Annotated in this window: 12 protein-coding genes; 1 reads left to right on the forward strand and 11 read right to left on the reverse strand. The window is 54.0% G+C overall.

Annotated features, from left to right (window positions below):
- From CFLAV_RS08270 to CFLAV_RS08290, 5 genes are all read right to left on the reverse strand, one after another.
- Positions 1–1,047, reverse strand: a complete 1,047-nt coding sequence (locus CFLAV_RS08270; protein WP_007414227.1) for a sugar-binding transcriptional regulator — start codon at positions 1,045–1,047, stop codon at positions 1–3.
- Positions 1,048–1,181: 134 nt separating this feature from the next.
- Positions 1,182–4,322 carry a DEAD/DEAH box helicase gene (locus CFLAV_RS08275; RefSeq protein WP_007414228.1) on the reverse strand — a complete coding sequence of 1,047 codons (3,141 nt, stop codon included), beginning with the start codon at positions 4,320–4,322 and terminating at the stop codon, positions 1,182–1,184.
- Between the two features lie 132 nt (positions 4,323–4,454).
- Positions 4,455–5,099 carry a hypothetical protein gene (locus CFLAV_RS08280; RefSeq protein ID WP_007414229.1) on the reverse strand — a complete coding sequence of 215 codons (645 nt, stop codon included), beginning with the start codon at positions 5,097–5,099 and terminating at the stop codon, positions 4,455–4,457.
- 152 nt (positions 5,100–5,251) lie between these two features.
- The gene (locus tag CFLAV_RS08285; protein ID WP_007414230.1) at positions 5,252–5,881 is read right to left on the reverse strand and encodes a response regulator; all 630 of its coding nucleotides are present in this window, start codon (positions 5,879–5,881) and stop codon (positions 5,252–5,254) included.
- Between the two features lie 36 nt (positions 5,882–5,917).
- On the reverse strand, positions 5,918–8,932 hold the full coding sequence (locus CFLAV_RS08290) for a sensor histidine kinase (RefSeq protein WP_007414231.1): 3,015 nt from the start codon (positions 8,930–8,932) through the stop codon (positions 5,918–5,920).
- A gap of 143 nt (positions 8,933–9,075) precedes the next feature.
- On the opposite strand from CFLAV_RS08290, the gene CFLAV_RS08295 reads away from it, so the two are divergent.
- On the forward strand, positions 9,076–10,512 hold the full coding sequence (locus tag CFLAV_RS08295) for a BNR-4 repeat-containing protein (RefSeq protein WP_007414232.1): 1,437 nt from the start codon (positions 9,076–9,078) through the stop codon (positions 10,510–10,512).
- A 321-nt stretch (positions 10,513–10,833) separates the two neighbouring features.
- Here the strand turns inward: CFLAV_RS08295 and CFLAV_RS08300 are convergent, their stop codons facing one another.
- From CFLAV_RS08300 to CFLAV_RS08320, 6 genes are all read right to left on the reverse strand, one after another.
- On the reverse strand, positions 10,834–11,943 hold the full coding sequence (locus tag CFLAV_RS08300; RefSeq protein ID WP_007414233.1) for an N-acetylmuramoyl-L-alanine amidase: 1,110 nt from the start codon (positions 11,941–11,943) through the stop codon (positions 10,834–10,836).
- 77 nt (positions 11,944–12,020) lie between these two features.
- Positions 12,021–13,469: a proteasome accessory factor PafA2 family protein gene (locus CFLAV_RS08305; RefSeq protein ID WP_083808825.1), complete on the reverse strand. Its 1,449-nt coding sequence runs from the start codon at positions 13,467–13,469 to the stop codon at positions 12,021–12,023.
- A gap of 124 nt (positions 13,470–13,593) precedes the next feature.
- A complete protein-coding gene (locus CFLAV_RS32040; protein ID WP_007414235.1) occupies positions 13,594–14,328 on the reverse strand; it encodes a hypothetical protein in 735 nt (244 codons plus the stop codon).
- Positions 14,329–14,360: 32 nt separating this feature from the next.
- Complete coding sequence (locus CFLAV_RS08315) at positions 14,361–15,131, reverse strand: 20S proteasome subunit alpha (protein WP_007414236.1); 771 nt, start codon at positions 15,129–15,131, stop codon at positions 14,361–14,363.
- Positions 15,128–15,298 (reverse strand): ubiquitin-like protein UBact, encoded by a 171-nt coding sequence (locus tag CFLAV_RS34825; RefSeq protein ID WP_007414237.1) that lies wholly within the window; start codon positions 15,296–15,298, stop codon positions 15,128–15,130. The genes CFLAV_RS08315 and CFLAV_RS34825 overlap by 4 nt, the downstream gene beginning before the upstream one ends.
- Before the next feature lie 17 nt (positions 15,299–15,315).
- Positions 15,316–16,836, reverse strand: coding sequence for a proteasome accessory factor PafA2 family protein (locus tag CFLAV_RS08320; protein ID WP_007414238.1), 1,521 nt, complete (start codon positions 16,834–16,836; stop codon positions 15,316–15,318).
- Positions 16,837–16,899: the final 63 nt, after the last annotated feature.

A 16,899-nucleotide genomic window follows, 5' to 3' on the forward strand; every position in this document is an offset into this window, starting at 1 on the left:
TTAAGTGGCGGATTGCCCTTTTTTCTTTACGTAATTGTTCTTGATCGCCCTCGTCGTGATACCGGAATTGTTTGCTTTGTTGTTCGACGCCTGAATATTTTCCGGCAGCTCCAGCAGAGTCTTGGCACCCACATCGTCAATGATGAGTGACTTTAACAAATTCCCCTTGATGGCAGCGGCGATTGCGAGCGCTCGGTCACTCCCCACTACGGCTGCGACCACCTGCGGAATGCGGCGTAACTGCTCAAACTCAATGCTTACCACCCGGTCGCGCCACAAGGACTGACACTCCTGGCCGTGAATATCAAAAAACCTTCCGCAAATTTCGCCTACCGCTCCCAGGTCTTGCAGGGTGTGGACTTCTTTTTCTGGCAACATCCCCCGCTCCACGAAAACGGAGTTGGACAGCGTGCCAACCCCGATCAGGGCTAGGTCGGCTTTTGACATCCGTTGACGAACGGAATCGATTTGAGACAGGGCCGTAAAAGATTCGCGCGTTTTCTTGTCGGGCAAAAATGCGGGAGTATTCAAAGTTATAAAGGAACCTCCGCAATGTCTGGCAATGGTTCTGGCGACCTCCAGGGCATCCACGGGGCCGATATGCGAATCGATGCTCCCCATCGTTTGTACAACGGTAATGTCCTTGCACCGAACCTCCGGTAGTGATTGAACAATTTCCTTCAGTGTCCGTCCACCCGATACGGCCACGGTCATTCCCGGTTGGAGCAGTGAGGCGACCAGCGGTGCTGCAAAATGTGCCACCATTCTCCGGAAGTCCTCCGGCGCAATGTTGCTCGAAGACCGGATCACATAGGCGGAAAGAAGACCAAAACGGTCTTGTAATGCTTTTTCCAGATCGCGATTCCTAAATTCATATTCTGCCACCGTGATCTGCACGATGCCACGCTGCCTGGCTTCGGCCAACAAGCGTGAAATCTTCGCCTGGGACACGTTTATGAACTTGGCGATGTCTGTTTGCGGCAAATTGTCCACGTAGTACAGCTTCGCGGCCAAATGCACTGGGTCATGCGTGTAACTTTCCGACATGAATAATTATTACGGATAACTATACATATTCATATCGGAACCTTCCCTGGCTGGTCAATTATATTCGTTTGCGGACCAAATTGCTGACGCGAGGGAAAAGCCGGTGATATGTCGTGCATCGAAAGCTGCCACGCTCAGGACGTCAATAAGTCCTGAATTTCCTCCCAGCTCAGCGCTTCTGCCAATTGTTCCTCCCCACCCAACATCCCCTGAAAGAGTGCGCGTTTACGGGTTTGTAAATTGAGGATCTTTTCTTCAACGGTTCCGCGCGTGATCAGCTTATAGCTGGTGACCACCCTTTTCTGACCAATTCGGTGGGCCCGGTCCGTGGCTTGCGCTTCGACCGCTGGATTCCACCAGGGATCGAAATGGATGACGGTATCGGCGCCGGTCAGATTTAAACCGGTGCCGCCCGCCTTGAGGCTGATGAGGAACACGGGAATGCGCGAGTCTCTTTGAAATCGCTCCACGACCTGGGCGCGGTCCTTCGTCGCACCGTCCAGGTAACAAAACTCGATGTTTTCAGCCGCTAACCGCTCGCGCAATAATCCAAGCATCGTGGTGAACTGGCTGAAGACCAATACGCGGTGTCCCCCATCGACGACTTCTTCCAGCAATTCGCCGAAGAGTTCCACTTTTCCAGAAGGCTCAGAAGGTTTGGCTTCCAACTTCGATTCCAGAAGACGCAAGTCGCAACAGATTTGCCGCAGCCGCAACAAGGCCGTGAGTACGACCATTCGACTTTTGTTCAGGCCATTGGCATCCACGGCATTGACGATTTCTTTCCGGCTGGCCTCAAGCACCTGCTGGTAAAGCGCGCGTTGACCTTCGTTGAGTTCGCAATAGCTTACCTGCTCGATTTTCTCGGGCAGATCCTTTGCAACTTCCCGTTTCAGGCGGCGCAACATGAAGGGGCGCAAACGGCGCGCCAGCCGTTTCTGCACCTCGAGGTTTTTCTCCCGGACGATGGGAGCCTCATAGCGTTCCTTGAAATCTTGAGCCGAACCCAAATACCCCGGCATCAGGAAGTCGAAGATGGACCAGAGATCCAGTACGGAATTTTCCAGTGGCGTGCCGGTGAGCACCAGTCGCCGCCTGGTTCGAATCGATTTTACCGCCTGTGCATTCTGTGTCTGGCGGTTTTTGATGTGCTGTGCTTCATCCAGCACCACCGTGTCAAATTCCAGGCCGCGATAATGTTCCGCATCGCGCCGCAGAAGTGCATAGCTGGTAATCACCAAATCTTTTTGGGAAATCTCCGCGAACAGACTGTGACGCTGAGGCCCGTGGAGCGCCACTACGCGCAGTTCAGGAGTGAACTTCGCAGCCTCGGCCGCCCAGTTGAAAACGAGTGAGGTGGGACACACCACGAGTACGGGCGCGTTCAGATTTTTGAGACTACGTAGCGCATTGATTATGGCCAGCACTTGCAAAGTTTTTCCGAGGCCCATCTCGTCTGCCAAAATGCCCCCGAACCCGTTGTCCCGCAGGAACTGCAACCAGGCCACACCTTCCTTCTGGTAGGGGCGAAGAACTGAATCGAGTTCACCCAAGGGCGGCGGTTCGATTTTTATATCGCCACGTTGCTGTGCGGCCCGCTGTGTCCAGGCTGTGGGTGCCTGCACTTTCCAACCACTCTGTTGGCGCAATGTGGCTTCGAGAAAACCGGCCTGCGCATTGCTCATGCGATAGCCATTCGCATGCTGCTGCGGAGAAGCATCGACGAGGACCTCCTGCAATTCTTCCACTGCGCCGGTGTCGATGATGGCATACTTGCCGTTCTTCAGACGAGTGTGGCTTTGGCCGGAAAGCAGGAGGCGTTGCACATCTGCCGGGGCAAAACGCTCGCCCCCGCGTGTGTCGTACGTGACGCTTAGGTCGAACCACTGCTCACCGGAAGGAGTAATCTGAAATTTCGGCTCGATGCGCTCGAGATTATTTTGCGTGCTGCGTTCCAACCGCTCTTCCAGGGTAACGATCCAGTCTTTTTCCAGACGCTGATACTCGCGCGCGAAAAAGTTTAGAACAGGATTTTGACCGTTGAGATGAAAAAGACCTTTTGCATCCGGGCCGGTGAATCCATTTCGCAGGAGGCGCGCCAAGGCTTCCTGTTCTGCATTAAAATTGCGAGTGCGGTAGGTCGTGGGCGAAGCCGGGTCGGCAAGCCAGGGCGAATCGGCAGCCATGGAAGCCACCGGCTTGTCGCCATAGAAACATTCCAGCTTCGCTTCCAGCATTGCCAATCCACCAGCGAGGTGCAGTTTGAAGCGTGGAGTCGCCGGTTCCAATTCAAAATCTTCCAGTGAAAAATTCGCTGCGACATCGGAATTGGCTGCCAGCCTGGGCCACTCAATGTTGAGGAATTGAGGAACCTGATTTCGCAGCATGCGCAGCGGTCCGTTCAATAAGTTTTCCAGTCCGGCGGGCAAACCCAACGGCTGCAATTTTGTTCCTTGAAAAGCCCATGACGTTGCTCCCCGCAACAGGCCATTCGGGATTGCGCCCTTCAGGCGAAGAACGATTTCTCCGTTCTCTTGAAGGGTGGCTTCGATTTTGAGCGGCAACGGGTCATTCGAAATTTCCAACGTTTGAGTCTTGCCCAAGGTCATGTTGGGATGACCGGCCAGCTTCGGCAGGAGTTCAACCAGTTGGCTGGCGTTCAACATGAGCATCGCCGGAGTGTCGCCTTCCGCCAATTGTTCCACGCCATTAAGCAGAGCCGAGTCTTGCTCCGTAAGTTGGAATGGCGTGCTCAGCGGGAGAGCATTCAGAGGAACACGGCCTCCCTGCCACTTTCCTTCGAGGTACAGCATTACCCTGCCCTTCGTGGCTGCCTCGGCAAAATTGGGGGGCAGAATGGCAAAGATTTCCAAAGGCTCGCCTCTTTCCCCGATGGCCGCCCGTTGGATGGCCTTGCTGCTGGCCTTTGGCACCACCTTGGCAGGTTCTGATTTTACCGGCTTCTTATCCGTGGTCTGGGGCACTGGTGTCTGGCCTTTGACGTAGTGCAAGCCGACGGCTACTGAATGCGCGCAAATCAACCCGCGCTGGCGAGAATCGCGGCAAGGGCAAAGGTTATCAGCGTCGGAGGCGCTGCGGATGACGAGCCCGGCGCGAAGCGTGGTGCTGCCTTCCTGCACAGTTCCTTTGAGTGTCGGCGGTTGCCACTCTGAACTGAGCACGCGATTTCCAACCAATAGAGTGCGCGCCTGTTTCACGGCTTCCCAGCCGGCCAGTTTGGCAAAAAGTGCATCGTTCAGTTCCACATTACTCACGGCACTTAATTTGCCGCAGAAACCGCCATAGCAAAATAGAAAATCATTTTGCTTTCAAAAGGAATGAATCGATGTTTTCCCGGAATGGTTCCTTTGGAGCATCGCATCCGACCCCGGGAGCGTAAGAAAGAATCATCGGCCTCGTGCCAGGAGTTCGGCGATAATAAGGTATTTCTCCGGCTCTGGAATCTTGTCCAACAGCATGATTCCAGGAGCAACGGTCAGACGCGAGAAATGGCTTACAAAGGAGGGTTTACCATCGCTGTTGCCTGCATTCACTTCACCGGGGCTATTGCGAGTCACAGTTCCGATGGACCTTTCATCGAGTTGAATATTGACCTGGCCATCCTTTGTTTCGAGAACGTAAGCGTTTTTGTCCTCTTCGTTATCGCTGATTTTTAGCTTTGTCGGGTAGAGATGAATTTTCCACAGGAGTTTGCCATCCGGCGTTCTCAACTTGAATCCTTCTTCGGTGCCTTTCACCTCATCGATCACTCCTTTACCGGCTACTTCATAGAGGCGCTTGCTTCCCTTATACAACTTTCCCTGAATGACTTTGGTCGGCTCACTATTTGTAATTCGAATTTCCACGGCATCGGTCGAAACCTTGAAAGCAATTGCACGCTTTCCTTTCACGGAGTTGATTTGTAAATCAATGACAGAAAGAGTCACAGGCCCAGCCGTCACCGTTGCCATTGGCTCGGGAGTGCCCCTGCCAAGCAATAGCATTATCAGCAGCGCCTTAGCCAGGGAGGTGCTTGTTTTAGAGGAGATCATAACTCTTGCGGGTACCCCAAATCATGAGTTGCTGGGAGAGTTAAAGCAGGAACGCGGGAATTTGCCAAGCGTTCTTCGCGCTCACCAGGGCTGGTAGAGGGAGATTTAAGCTTTGTTGCGGGAAATGCGAAGGCCGGACTTTGCTGAATTTCCTAGCGCTTGAGAAACTTGGCCACTGCCTCCGTGCGGGTGCGGACTTGCAGCTTCTCGTATATGCGCCGGATATAAGTATGAACGGTTTCGTAACTGATCCCCAACTTCTCGGCGATTTCCTTGTAGAGGAATCCCTGGCTCAGGCAGTCCAGGACCTCTTGTTCGCGTGTCGAAAGATTGTGCTCCGGTGGCGGGGTGGCAGCGGTGGGAGCCCGAAACGATTGCACCACCTTGCGGGCAATATGCGTGGACATCGGAGATCCGCCCCGTTTCACTTCCCTGATTGCTTCCAATAACTCTGTGCGTGGGGTGCGTTTCAGGAGATACCCGGAGGCGCCAGCTGCGAGGGCGGCGAAAATGTTCTCCGTATCTTCATAGGCTGTCAGCATCATCACTTGAAGATCAGGAGCCGCCTGCTTCAAGCGGCGCACGCATTCAACTCCATTGATGCCGGGCAGGTTGATGTCCATCAACACCACCTCCGGCTTGTCCTTGGGCAAATCCTCAAGCGCCGCCTCGGCATTGGCGTACTGGCTTAAGCATTTAAAGCCATCCGCCCGATTAAGCAGCTTCTCGAGCGTGTTGCGGACCTGCTCGCTGTCTTCAACGATGGAAACTGTGATTGGCATCTATATAATAATGAGGTCGATTGAACCAGCACGTTGTTACACTGCTTTCCTGTTCGCGTCAAATTTGTGATTTCCGAGCGGTGCGCTCAGGCGAACCAGTGTGCCTCCCTCCGCGCCGGGACCTATTGAAAAGCTGCCGCCCACTTCTTCCAGGCGTTTGCGCATATTGCTGAGGCCGTTGCGGGTTTTGGCGCGAGCCGGGTCCATGTCTGCCATTCCTTTTCCGTTATCTTCAATGTCCAGGACGAAGCGGTCTGTTTCCAAATGCAGCCGAATCCGGGCCGCTGAAGCTTTGGAATGCTTCACGATATTGGTCACAGCTTCCTTGGCTGCGAGAAAAATATTGTGCCGGAGATCAGGCGGAATTGGAGTATTTGGCAGATTTTGGGGAACGTCCAGCCGGTAGCGCAAATTAGCAACCGACAGATATTCCTGTGCGTACTTGCAAAAATAGGTGATGAGCCCGTCGAGCGTGTCGTTGGACGGGTTCACGGCCCAAACAATTTCATCCAGCGCCTTCGCGGTTTCGCGTGCCGTCTGGGCTATCTGCTGGCCATGAGCCTCCACTTCCTCCGGAACGTCTTTGTCACTCTCCACCATCTCACCCAACATCGACACCTGAGTCAGGCTCGCGCCGACCTGGTCATGGATATCGCGGGCGATGCGTTGGCGTTCCTTCTCAAGAGCCTGCTGCTGTTTCAAGCTGGCCAGTTGATGCTGGAGTTTCTGCGTGGAGACATAATGAACGATGCCGACTATGATCCCCACCAGTAAAAGCGTTGTAGCCGTGATGAACCACCATGTGCGCCAGAACGGCGGCTCGACCACAAAAGCCAGCGTGCTATCAGCTGTGCTCCCAACACCGTCTTCGTTCCAAGCCTTGACTTGGAAGCGATAATTCCCTGGGGGCAGTTTGGGGTAGCTTGCGATGCGGCGGTTTCCTGCATCCGTCCATTCTTTTTCGTGCCTCTCCATGCGGTATTGGAAGCGCGCCTTGTCCCGAGCCGCAAGATTCAGGCTGGTGAATTCGATATCAATCCGTTCCTGTCCCGGCTTGAGAGTTATGGTGTCGGGGAGTTTTGTCCGAACGCCATTCGTATTCTGCGATCGCCCATCGACGAGAACTGATTCTATGACAATGGGCGGCGGATTGGTGTTGCGCTGAATTTTTGAAGGGTCTATCCATCCGAGACCCAGCGAGGTTGGAAACCAAAGTTTTCCATCTCGTGTGCGGCAGGCCGCCGGCTGCGAACCTGCCGTGCATTCACCGGAGGGCAAACCGTCTGCCTCGCCATAAACCCGGCAGGTAATCGAACTGCTTTTTCCTTTGGCGAATTCTGCCAGTTGCTGCTTCTGAACGCGCAGCAAGCCTCCGTAGGAACCCAGCCACAGGAATCCCAGTCCATCATCAAGCAGGTAATTGATGCTGTTGCTGGCCAACCCGTCATCCATGCTGAATCTTGTCCACTGGCCGGCCTTGCTTCTGAGCAATCCTTTCCCGCGTGTGCCCATCCACAAAACACCCTCCCCGTCCAGGAGCAACGACGATACCTTTTCTTCGGCAAGACCGGCCTCCGTTCCAAAGTGCGTGAACTTATCATGAGCGAACAGATAGAGTCCCCCGCCATCGGTCCCAACCAGTAGTTCCCCATGAGTGCCGTTCGCGAGAGCACGCACACCCAGTCCTTCTCGTATGGGAAATAACTTCCATGCCTGCTCATCCCAACGGGCCAAACCTTTTTCAGTGCCGACCCATAGCACTCCTTTGGCATCCTGATAAATAACCTGAATTTTTCTGCCGATGTCCGCCGAGCCGGGCGCTTCCTGAAACAACCGGTCCTGAAGTTGGAAAAGTCCGAGCCCATCTGTCCCGGCCCAAACGGTTTGATTCCGATCAACAAAAATCGATTGCCCATTGGTACTGGCGAGTCCCTGGATCGGTCCATATTCTTTCAACTCGGGGCCATTTAAATAACGCGCTCCGCCTTTCGTGCTGATCCACAGCCCTCCCGCGGCATCCTCGCAAATCGATTGCACAGTTAAAGGGAGCGAGCTGATTTCCGCCGCCTTGAAGTTTTTTGTCCGGATGCGATTCAGTCCGCCCCCATCGGTGCCCGCCCAGAGATTTCCTTCCCGGTCCATGGTGAGGGAAAGTAGGTAACTGTGTGACAACCCTTGTTTCTCCGAGATTTGCGTGAAAGTGCCATCGGCCTCCAGCCACCATAATCCGTCACCGAGCGTGCCTACGATCAGGTTTCCTTGTTGGTCTTCACAAGCACAAGTTGGCAGTTTTTTCCAGGGATAACCGCCCAGGTCCTTTTCCACCCGGTTCCCCTGACATTTTTGCACGTGTCCATCGGCCACACGCCAGTAGCCTCCGCCCTTGCTGGCGAGCAACAACTCCAGCCTGGCCAGGCGGACATCATACTCCAGCGGTGGAAGCGCGTCCGAGTGGGCCACTGCCCCTGGATTCAAGCCCACTTGCCGGTGATCCATCCCCACCCACAGCGTTCGCCCTTCTTCCATGATGACTGAACGATAAAGGCTCGGCGGTAGGCGGCCTGGCACACGTATCACCCGTCCATCGCGATAGCGGGCGAGTTGACCGTCGGCGGTATAAAGCCACACTACTCCGTTGTCATCTTCGCAAACCGACACCAACCGGCTCTCCTGTCCCTTGTCAAAATCGTTTAACGAACTGACCTTCCCATCCTTGATCAGCAGCACGCCTGTGCTTTGGGTGCCCACCCAGAGGTTGCTGCGGCTATCCTCGAACAAATAGACAATTTCGCTGCTGTTCAGTCCCGGAGTATTGCTGATGTCGAAGACCTTGAACCGCATACCATCGAACCGCACCAATCCTCCCAGGGTTCCCATCCACAAATATCCGTCTCTTGTTTGAATCAAGGAAATTACCGATCCCTGCGGCAGGCCGTCTTGAACGCCAAAGACATCGACCTTAAAACCGGTGCTGGCAAAAGAGGGGGAGCTGGAAAGAAGAACCAGCAGCACCCACATGCACGTCAGAGACAGCCAGCGATATTTCGGCATATCCCATTATTTCTGGCGGGAGGCTGACATGTAAAGAGGTTAATGCGCATCCCGCCTCAGGTGAGGGATAACATTTTGCGGGGCAAATCCTTTTGAATTGATATGATGCTGACACAATGATTACCAATTCAGGATTCTTAAGGATGCCCCGATGGGAACCGGGCAGGATCATGGCCATGGCGGGTTGGGTAATCCTGATCCAAGTCTGTGTTTCATTCCTATCTACAGCCGCGGAGCATCCTTCTTCCAGCGAAGCCGTTTACAGCAAGGATGACGGTTACCGGGGCATCTGGTACATGAATCAGCCTTCCAAGGACGAATACAAGTTCAAATACAGCGGCGGATTCGCCACGTATCCCCAACAACAAATTCCCATCGCTTATTATTGCAAGGAAGTGGACAAAACCTTTTTCTGTTATGGAGGAACCACGGCACACACCGGAAAGGACAAGCAACAGTTGCTGCACATGGTTTCCTATTATGATCACAAGACAGGCAAAGTGCCGCGTCCCACAATTCTACTGAACAAACACACTGATGACGCTCATGACAACCCGACATTGATGCTCGATGACAAGGGATTCATCTGGATTTTCTCCTCCTCGCATGGCACGGCCCGCCCGTCCTACATTCATCGCAGCCGAAAGCCATACTCCATTGATGCTTTCGATCGGATTCTCACCACGAACTTCTCTTATACACAACCGTGGTGGCTGCCCGGAAAAGGATTTTTGTTCCTGCATACGCGTTATTCCGAAGGGCGCAATCTCTTCTGGATGACCAGTCAGGACGGTGAAAAATGGAACCCGGGGCAGAAACTGGCCTACATCGAAATGGGAGATTACCAGATCAGCTGGCGTGAAGGGACCCGTCTGGCCACAGCTCTTGATTTTCATCCCAAGCCACTCGGATTGAATGGCCGCGCCAACATTTATTATCTGGAAACGCGCGATACCGGCAAAAGCTGGACGACAGCGGATGGCAAAACCCTTGAGCTGCCGCTGACTGCCACCAACAATCCTGCGCTGATATACGATTCGCGAGCTGAAGGGCGGCTGGTTTATCTCAAGGACATCGCGTTTGATGGAAAGGGAAATCCAGTGATTCTTTTTCTCACCAGCAAAGGGTTTGAGTCAGGTCCGAAGAATGATCTACGCACCTGGAAGACCGCGCGTTGGACCGGGAAGGATTGGGAGTTCAATGTGTTCACCACCTCCCATAACAATTACGATCATGGTTCCCTCTACATCGAAGCCGATGGTACCTGGCGGATAATCGCTCCAACAGAACCGGGACCTCAGCCTTACAATCCCGGCGGTGAAGTGGTCATGTGGACCAGTCAGAATCAAGGCGGCTCCTGGAGAAAAGTGAAGCAATTGACCGAGCACAGTCCACGCAATCATACTTACGTGCGCAAACCCGTTGATGCCCACCCTGATTTCTATGCAATATGGGCTGATGGAAATGCCCGCCAGCCGTCGGAATCGTGTCTCTACTTTACCAACCAAAAAGGAGAGCATGTATGGCGGTTGCCCGCAAAAATGACAGGCGACTTTGCCGATCCGGAAATCGTCTGGTAATGAGGGGTCAGAGTGGTGGAAAATTTAAACCGCTCTCCCTGGTCGCAAGCCAATAAAACCTACTTAAACCCAGTCTTCCCCATGCGATGCGCAACACTTACTAAATTCTTCTTCAACCAACAAAATGCGTCGGCTGCCTCTCATGCAACACGGCTCACGGTTGGAATATTCCAGAGCAGTTATTTTTCTTCCATCAGGCGTTTTCCTCATATTAAAAGGGCTAAAAAGGAAAAAGAGTTGCTTGAAAAATTTCGCCCCGGTCCGTCATTAATGAAAAAAGACGCCTCGCTGGGAGGCGTCTTTAAATGTTAAGTTGGCAGTCTAGTTGCCGGCACCAAAGGGACTGCGTGATTGCCCCTTGGAAGTATCTTCGACGGTCTTCGTGAAACCGGCGTATCTCAATTTTTGAGCCTTGGTGATCAGGCGATCCCATTGGAGCGCCGGGCCGGGGTCCACTTTGTCAGTCTGGACATGGTAATGACCCATTACTCCGTGGTAATTTTTTAAATCTGCATCCGAAAGCTTGTGAGTGATGAGATTTCCAGAGGTGTCCTTTGGGTAATCGCACGTAATTTTCGGGAAAATTTTGCACAGTGCGGCCGTCAGGTGAGCCAAGGCTTCATATTGCTCGGGGGTGTAATCATATTGGGTAAGTTCGCGCCCTTGGATCACCCCTTTGACCGGTTCGGGACGAGCGGAATAGCCCACGAATCCTTTCGTGCGCAGGGCACTGTCACCGCCAAAGCTTTCCGGGATGGTGATGCGGGTCCTGCCCTTTTCCTGCTTGTACCATTCGCCCAGCGGGCTCTTCTCTTCATTGCTGTAGGCGCCGATGTTGGCAATTTCAATACCGACGGAACGGTTGTTCGACGTGGTGGCATGCCAGGCTCGCTCTTTCAAATCGAGCGTTTGATAAATGGTGCCGTCCACATCGAGCATGAAGTGGACGCTCAAATCCCGGTGATCCTGCAGGATGTTAAAGCATTGGCGACTGGTGCCGCAGACATCAAAATGGAGAACGAACTGGTCTACCACATCCTGTAACATCGGCAAAGGCCAGCCGCCGCCGCGGACCTCTTCAATTTGCTCGGGCGTGAGCGTTCCCCTGCGAGTGTTATAACGGTTTGGTGACTGCAGTTCCTTGACTTCCTCATGGGAGGCTTCCCAGCCGGACTTCTCGAGAGGAGCAAAACGGCGTTCCACACGGTAGGCGTCGTAGCCGCCTGGATCAGTCCACAGTACCACCTTGGTTCCGGTATGAAACCGCTGGCCCGCCACCATGATTTCGTCATTCGCGCGAGGCGCCATGGCACCGGGAGTGGGAGCGGTTTTGCAACCGGTGGCAAGGGCCAAAGAGGCAGCCAGCATTAGCAGGGGAGCATTCTTGAGAAGCAGCGTGAGTCGTTTTTCTGACCTAATATGAAAAATCATGCTCTCATTTTTTGTGCCCCATATAGGTAAAGTCAAGCACAAGGGTGTGCATGCACACGGCTAAACCGGCTGGTCGGTCAGTTCTTGCCGGTATCCCTGCGTGAGGGACGTGTGGGAGCTGAAAACCCCTTGATAGCTCCACTAAACTCGGTGAACCAACTTTTTATCTCAGGCGGATTGGGATCGAATGGGTTGAGGAGATTGAGCGGATTAATTCCTTCCACACCGATGATTTCCCAGTCAATGGAGTAAGGCGGAGAATGCTCGCGGAGCAAATGCATGACCTTGGCGCGCGCGTGCGCACGAGTATTGTTTGGCGGTTCCAGTACCGCAGCATCAAATGTCTTGTCGGTCAAATCCCATGCTGGTGGTGGGCGGTTCAGCGCCAACCCAAGGCTGCGGGTGACATCCACGTGATGGAATTCCAAATCCTGGGCCTTGAGCCATGGATCATCCCAATCGAGCTTCTCCTGCTCCAGAAATTTATTCAGCAGCCATCTTTTGGTGATCCAATCCACTTTGCCAATCAGCGCCTGAGGTTCAAAACTGAGTGCTTTTAGCGTCGAACCCCAAACATCGAGCAATACGTCAGTTTCGGTGTCGCGGCCATGAAACTCGCTCCAGGCGGCGTCAAAAAACTTTTGCAAAAGTTCCACGGCATCAGTAGAGCGTCCATCCGACAGCCGCACAACCCACGGTCCTTCCGGTTCGTGTGACAGGGTGCGAAAAGTTTTTACTGCATCCGCCAGGACTATCTTGGGCAGATGGTTGATCTCGAGCAGATCGAGCATCAAGGAGGTGGTGCCGACTTTCAACAGCACAGTGGCCGGCAACACGCTGGTGTCGCCATGCAGAAGATGCAAACGGCGAAATTTGCGGGGATCGCCCAGGGGTTCATCGCGCGTATTGATAATCGAGCGATTGAACTGCACCCATTCATAAAGATCGTTGTTGATATAGTCGGCTCGTTGACTCATCTGGAACATCCCATCCGAACCGGGCCGGCTGACTTCACCGCGCCATTCTGCCGCAAGCGTGGTTCCCACCCGCCCTGCCCCGGTGTAGAGCAGACGCAGGGTCAGGAAGGTGAGGAGTGAAAGAACGTTCGCTTCCGTCAGAGGCGCCGAGCGGCGCACCAGGTAGTTTTCATGGCAGCCGAAAGTTGCGCCGGTGTAGTGGTCAATATTATTGCGAATAAAGCTGACCTCACCATTGAGCCCAAGCGCCTTCAGTGCATGCACGGCCAGGAGGTCTCCCGCCCGGTCGTACTTTAACAGGTCGACGAGATTGAGACATTCCGGGGTGCAGTATTCCAAGTGGCCCATGTCGATATAGACACGACCTCCATTAAAAAGAAAACCGCCGTTGCCCGGCGGTTCATCCCAATCCCGATGATGCACGTCGATGAGTCCAAATTCCTCCCGTCCGAAAATCCAATCCCGCACGCGCTCAACGGCGATGAACGAGCCCGCTGGCGTATTGGTCAGACAGCCATATTCTGTTTCCAGTCCTACAATGCGATTCATAAACAACACGAGCGCTGAAGCCTCCATCGTGAGATCCAGATCGAGCCCCTAAAACGCTTTATCTTGATTCTCAGAGAACAATATTAACTGCGAGCATCAGCGCCTGTTTCCAATATAGCACAGATCATAATCCAGCCTGCGCTGGGGTGAGAGCCTCATATTTCGCCGCACGGGAACTACCACGATTCAGCCAGCCGATCTCCACAACCCGCCCCTTGGCCAGCTCACGCCAGCCTTTCTGACGTTCCGCCTCTGTCCCTTCGCCGGCAGGCTTGTTCTCCAACAAGGCCCACCAGGCTTGAAGCAACAAATCCGCGACCTGTTTGCGATCCTTTTTGCCGGCCAACTCCCTGGCCAGCCAGGCCTGGGCTGCAGCCTCGGGTTCCGATTGACTGGCGGCCACCAGCACGGCTCCGGTTTGAACCTGGAAGGAGCCGTCGAAATGGAGCCGCAATAGCGTGTCCTTTTCCGGCGTGGAACCGAGCTCCGCCAACACCATCTCGACTAGAAATGGAGCGGTAAAAATTTGCTCGAAGTTGGTCTTGAGCTGGGGGCTTAAGCCGAAGCTGACCAATCGGCGTAAACTCACATCTTCGGGAGCGCGGGTGAAAGCTTCAGTGTGAGCCGCATCGATGGCGGCTTGTCGTATTTTTTCGATATCCGCGGGATGTCCGAGTCCGGCAAGAGCATGCCGGTCAAATAATTCGAAGACCTTGGATTGTCCGCTGCCCACACCGAGCAGCAAAATACCCTCGGGCATGCTGGCCGCGAAAGCTGGCGAGCCGCCTTTCAGTTGTTCACGAACGTATTCACGGCGGTTGGCAACCGCCTCCAGCCAACGATACGGTTCTTCAGTCATTGGTGAGTAGATTCATCCCTTCTAATGTCCCATTATTTCAAAAGGTCGGCTTGTTGTTTGTCAGTGATGGTTTCCACTCCTGTGCTGCGCAGGAGTTTGATCGTTGCATAGGTATCGGTCACAGGGTTTACCCCGCCGGTTGCCGAATCGAATTCGGAAGCCACCATCAGGAGGCGCAAGGCGAACCTCACCGCTTCCTTTAAATTCATCTGAGATGGTTTGGGGTTTCCATACTGTTCCTGGAAACTCATGATGCTGCGAATGGTTCCCGAGCCGGAGCCGGAAGCAACGTGATCTGTGGCCTGAAATTGAGCGCCGAGAGGATCGTAGAAATAAATCTGTGGTTTGGCAGGAGTGGCAGATTGATCGAGGGTGGCAAACAAGGGAACAACCACTCCCACTCCCTGCATCGTCATGGGGAGATTTTCGCGCAATAATCGGGCCAGGGCGCGAACCTTGGCCTGGAGACTGAGCGGTTGAAGCTGGCTGCGACGATAATACTCGAAAGAAATTTGAAGCACCCGGGCCATTTCAAACGCGGTGGCTGGAACGCCAGCAATGGCAAGGAGTGAGGCGGCGTCGATTTCGATGACTTTATCAACTTTGTCCGTGACGATCACGTTGCCCGCTGTGGCGCGGCGATCGCCAGCCATCATGACTCCCTCGGCAAAATGAAAGGCAAAAACCGTGGTCGCCTGCGTTTGCGTTGGTGCCGCAGGCGATGTGGCTGTGCGCATAGGCACCAGCTTGTGAATGTCTAGAAGAGAAAGGAAATCACCCGCAATCGGCGTCTGGCTGTTCATTGGCCAGTTCGTTGACGATAGCGCTTGGCCTGATCGGGATCCACTTTGCGCATCCGCTTCAGGAGTTCCTCCGTGTTTGGTTTTTCCACTTTGGGTGAACCGGGGCCTTCTCCACCGCCACTGGGGCCAGGACCGACAGGCCGGGTTTTTTGTGCTTGGTCGGGCATAAGATTATTTTGAGATATTATGACATTGTTTTCAAACTTCGCAAATCCTCGGGCGAGCGAGCTCCATCGACAAGCTTAGCATACCGCAAAATTTCATCCGGTGCGAACAAATCCGTTAATGAAATTTTGAGTGATTCTCCATTGGCCTGAAGGATGATATGGTCCCACTGTGCCGCTTCCACTGAAGTTGCAAATTTCTGAATGCATTTACCGCGGATAAGCGCCCGGGTTGAGGAGGGGGGGTGGCTCATGGCCCGACGCACCATATTTTCGTCGGGAACCCTCAGCATGGCTCCGCTTTGTTCCAGACCGTAATAAAGTCCTTCCCGGAGATCGAGCCGGTGATATTCCAAATCCAGGCTTTGCAACCAGGGATCATTTTCCGCAATGTTCTGAGCCGCCTGAAATTCCCGCACCAACGCCATTTTGGCCACCCAGTCCAGTCGGTTGCGGCAAAGCAGTACGTCCGTTTCCAAATCATTCAGGACCTGTTCCCAGTCGGCCACAACTGCCGCCCGGTTCGGATCGGTCAGGTCACAAAGGGCTTTGACCGCGTTGAGATAGTCGCGCTGGATGTTGAGCGCAGTTGAAAGCTTCTCCCCTTCCATCATGACTTCCCATTTGAAACTCAAATCCCGTGAGATGGCCGGCAATGCTTCCAGGGGATCGGCCAAAATGGGCCAATTCCGCCTGGGATCGCGAACCAGGGCTTCCAATACCAGTGCAGTCGTGCCCATCTTCAGGCGGGTGGCGAAGGGAGACATGTTGGCATCGCCGATAATCACATGGAATCTTCGATAAAGCCGGGGATTGGCATGTGGTTCATCGCGCGTGTTTACCAGGGGACGGCGCTGCATGGTATCGACGCTTTGCAATTCGCTGAAAAAGTCGCTCCGCTGTGCAATTTGAAAGTCAGGGGAGACAAAGCGGTCTTCCTCTTCGATGGCGAATTTGCCCGCACCCGCAATTATCTGGCGGGTGACCAGGAATGCCTGCACACCCTGCGCCAGAAGCCCCCAAGGCAAGGAGCGGGGCAGCAAATAATTTTCATGGCAACCATAGCTATGGCCGCGGAAATCGGTGTTGTTTTTATAAAGCCGGACGGTATGGCCGCGCTGTTCGGAGAGGCGCTGAGCACAAGCCATGAGGATGCGCTCGCCAGCCCGGTCCTGGGTCACTATTTCATCGAGGGTGCTGCACTCGGGGGTGCAATACTCCGGGTGAGCATGATCATTGTAAAAGCGCGCGCCATTGCCCAGCACCAGATCACTTTTGATTTCGACATAGCTCAATTCCCGCTGGGCATCCTGAGCGAAATAATTGGCCTCATCCGTATCCTGCCTGAGTTCGGGGACGTGAAATCCGCGCATGTCGGCATGGGGATCCTCGGCTTCATAATCCCAGCGCATCAGAACGCCGGGTTCAACCACGCTGCGCACCAGGGCAATCGATTCGGCCACGACGTCCAAATGCTCGTCGTTGTCACGGGCGATGCCGATTTCCGTTTCGATTCCGAACTGGACAAGGGGTGAGCTCATGCGCGGCACAGGGATGGGTCCTGCGATTGGAAATATTTGCCGGGAGAAAAATCAAACCGAACT

It is taken from the genome of Pedosphaera parvula Ellin514 (assembly GCF_000172555.1).
Classification (GTDB): domain Bacteria; phylum Verrucomicrobiota; class Verrucomicrobiia; order Limisphaerales; family Pedosphaeraceae; genus Pedosphaera.

Bases quoted from the DNA above. Each gene is read 5' to 3' on its own strand.
- CFLAV_RS08270 (WP_007414227.1), bottom strand. From the start codon at position 1,047: ATGTCGGAAAGTTACACGCATGACCCAGTGCATTTGGCCGCGAAGCTG.
- CFLAV_RS08280 (WP_007414229.1), bottom strand. From the start codon at position 5,099: ATGATCTCCTCTAAAACAAGCACCTCCCTGGCTAAGGCGCTGCTGATA.
- CFLAV_RS08285 (WP_007414230.1), bottom strand. From the start codon at position 5,881: ATGCCAATCACAGTTTCCATCGTTGAAGACAGCGAGCAGGTCCGCAAC.
- CFLAV_RS08290 (WP_007414231.1), bottom strand. From the start codon at position 8,932: ATGCCGAAATATCGCTGGCTGTCTCTGACGTGCATGTGGGTGCTGCTG.
- CFLAV_RS08295 (WP_007414232.1), top strand. From the start codon at position 9,076: ATGCCCCGATGGGAACCGGGCAGGATCATGGCCATGGCGGGTTGGGTA.
- CFLAV_RS08300 (WP_007414233.1), bottom strand. From the start codon at position 11,943: ATGATTTTTCATATTAGGTCAGAAAAACGACTCACGCTGCTTCTCAAG.
- CFLAV_RS08305 (WP_083808825.1), bottom strand. From the start codon at position 13,469: ATGAATCGCATTGTAGGACTGGAAACAGAATATGGCTGTCTGACCAAT.
- CFLAV_RS32040 (WP_007414235.1), bottom strand. From the start codon at position 14,328: ATGACTGAAGAACCGTATCGTTGGCTGGAGGCGGTTGCCAACCGCCGT.
- CFLAV_RS08315 (WP_007414236.1), bottom strand. From the start codon at position 15,131: ATGAACAGCCAGACGCCGATTGCGGGTGATTTCCTTTCTCTTCTAGAC.
- CFLAV_RS34825 (WP_007414237.1), bottom strand. From the start codon at position 15,298: ATGCCCGACCAAGCACAAAAAACCCGGCCTGTCGGTCCTGGCCCCAGT.
- CFLAV_RS08320 (WP_007414238.1), bottom strand. From the start codon at position 16,836: ATGAGCTCACCCCTTGTCCAGTTCGGAATCGAAACGGAAATCGGCATC.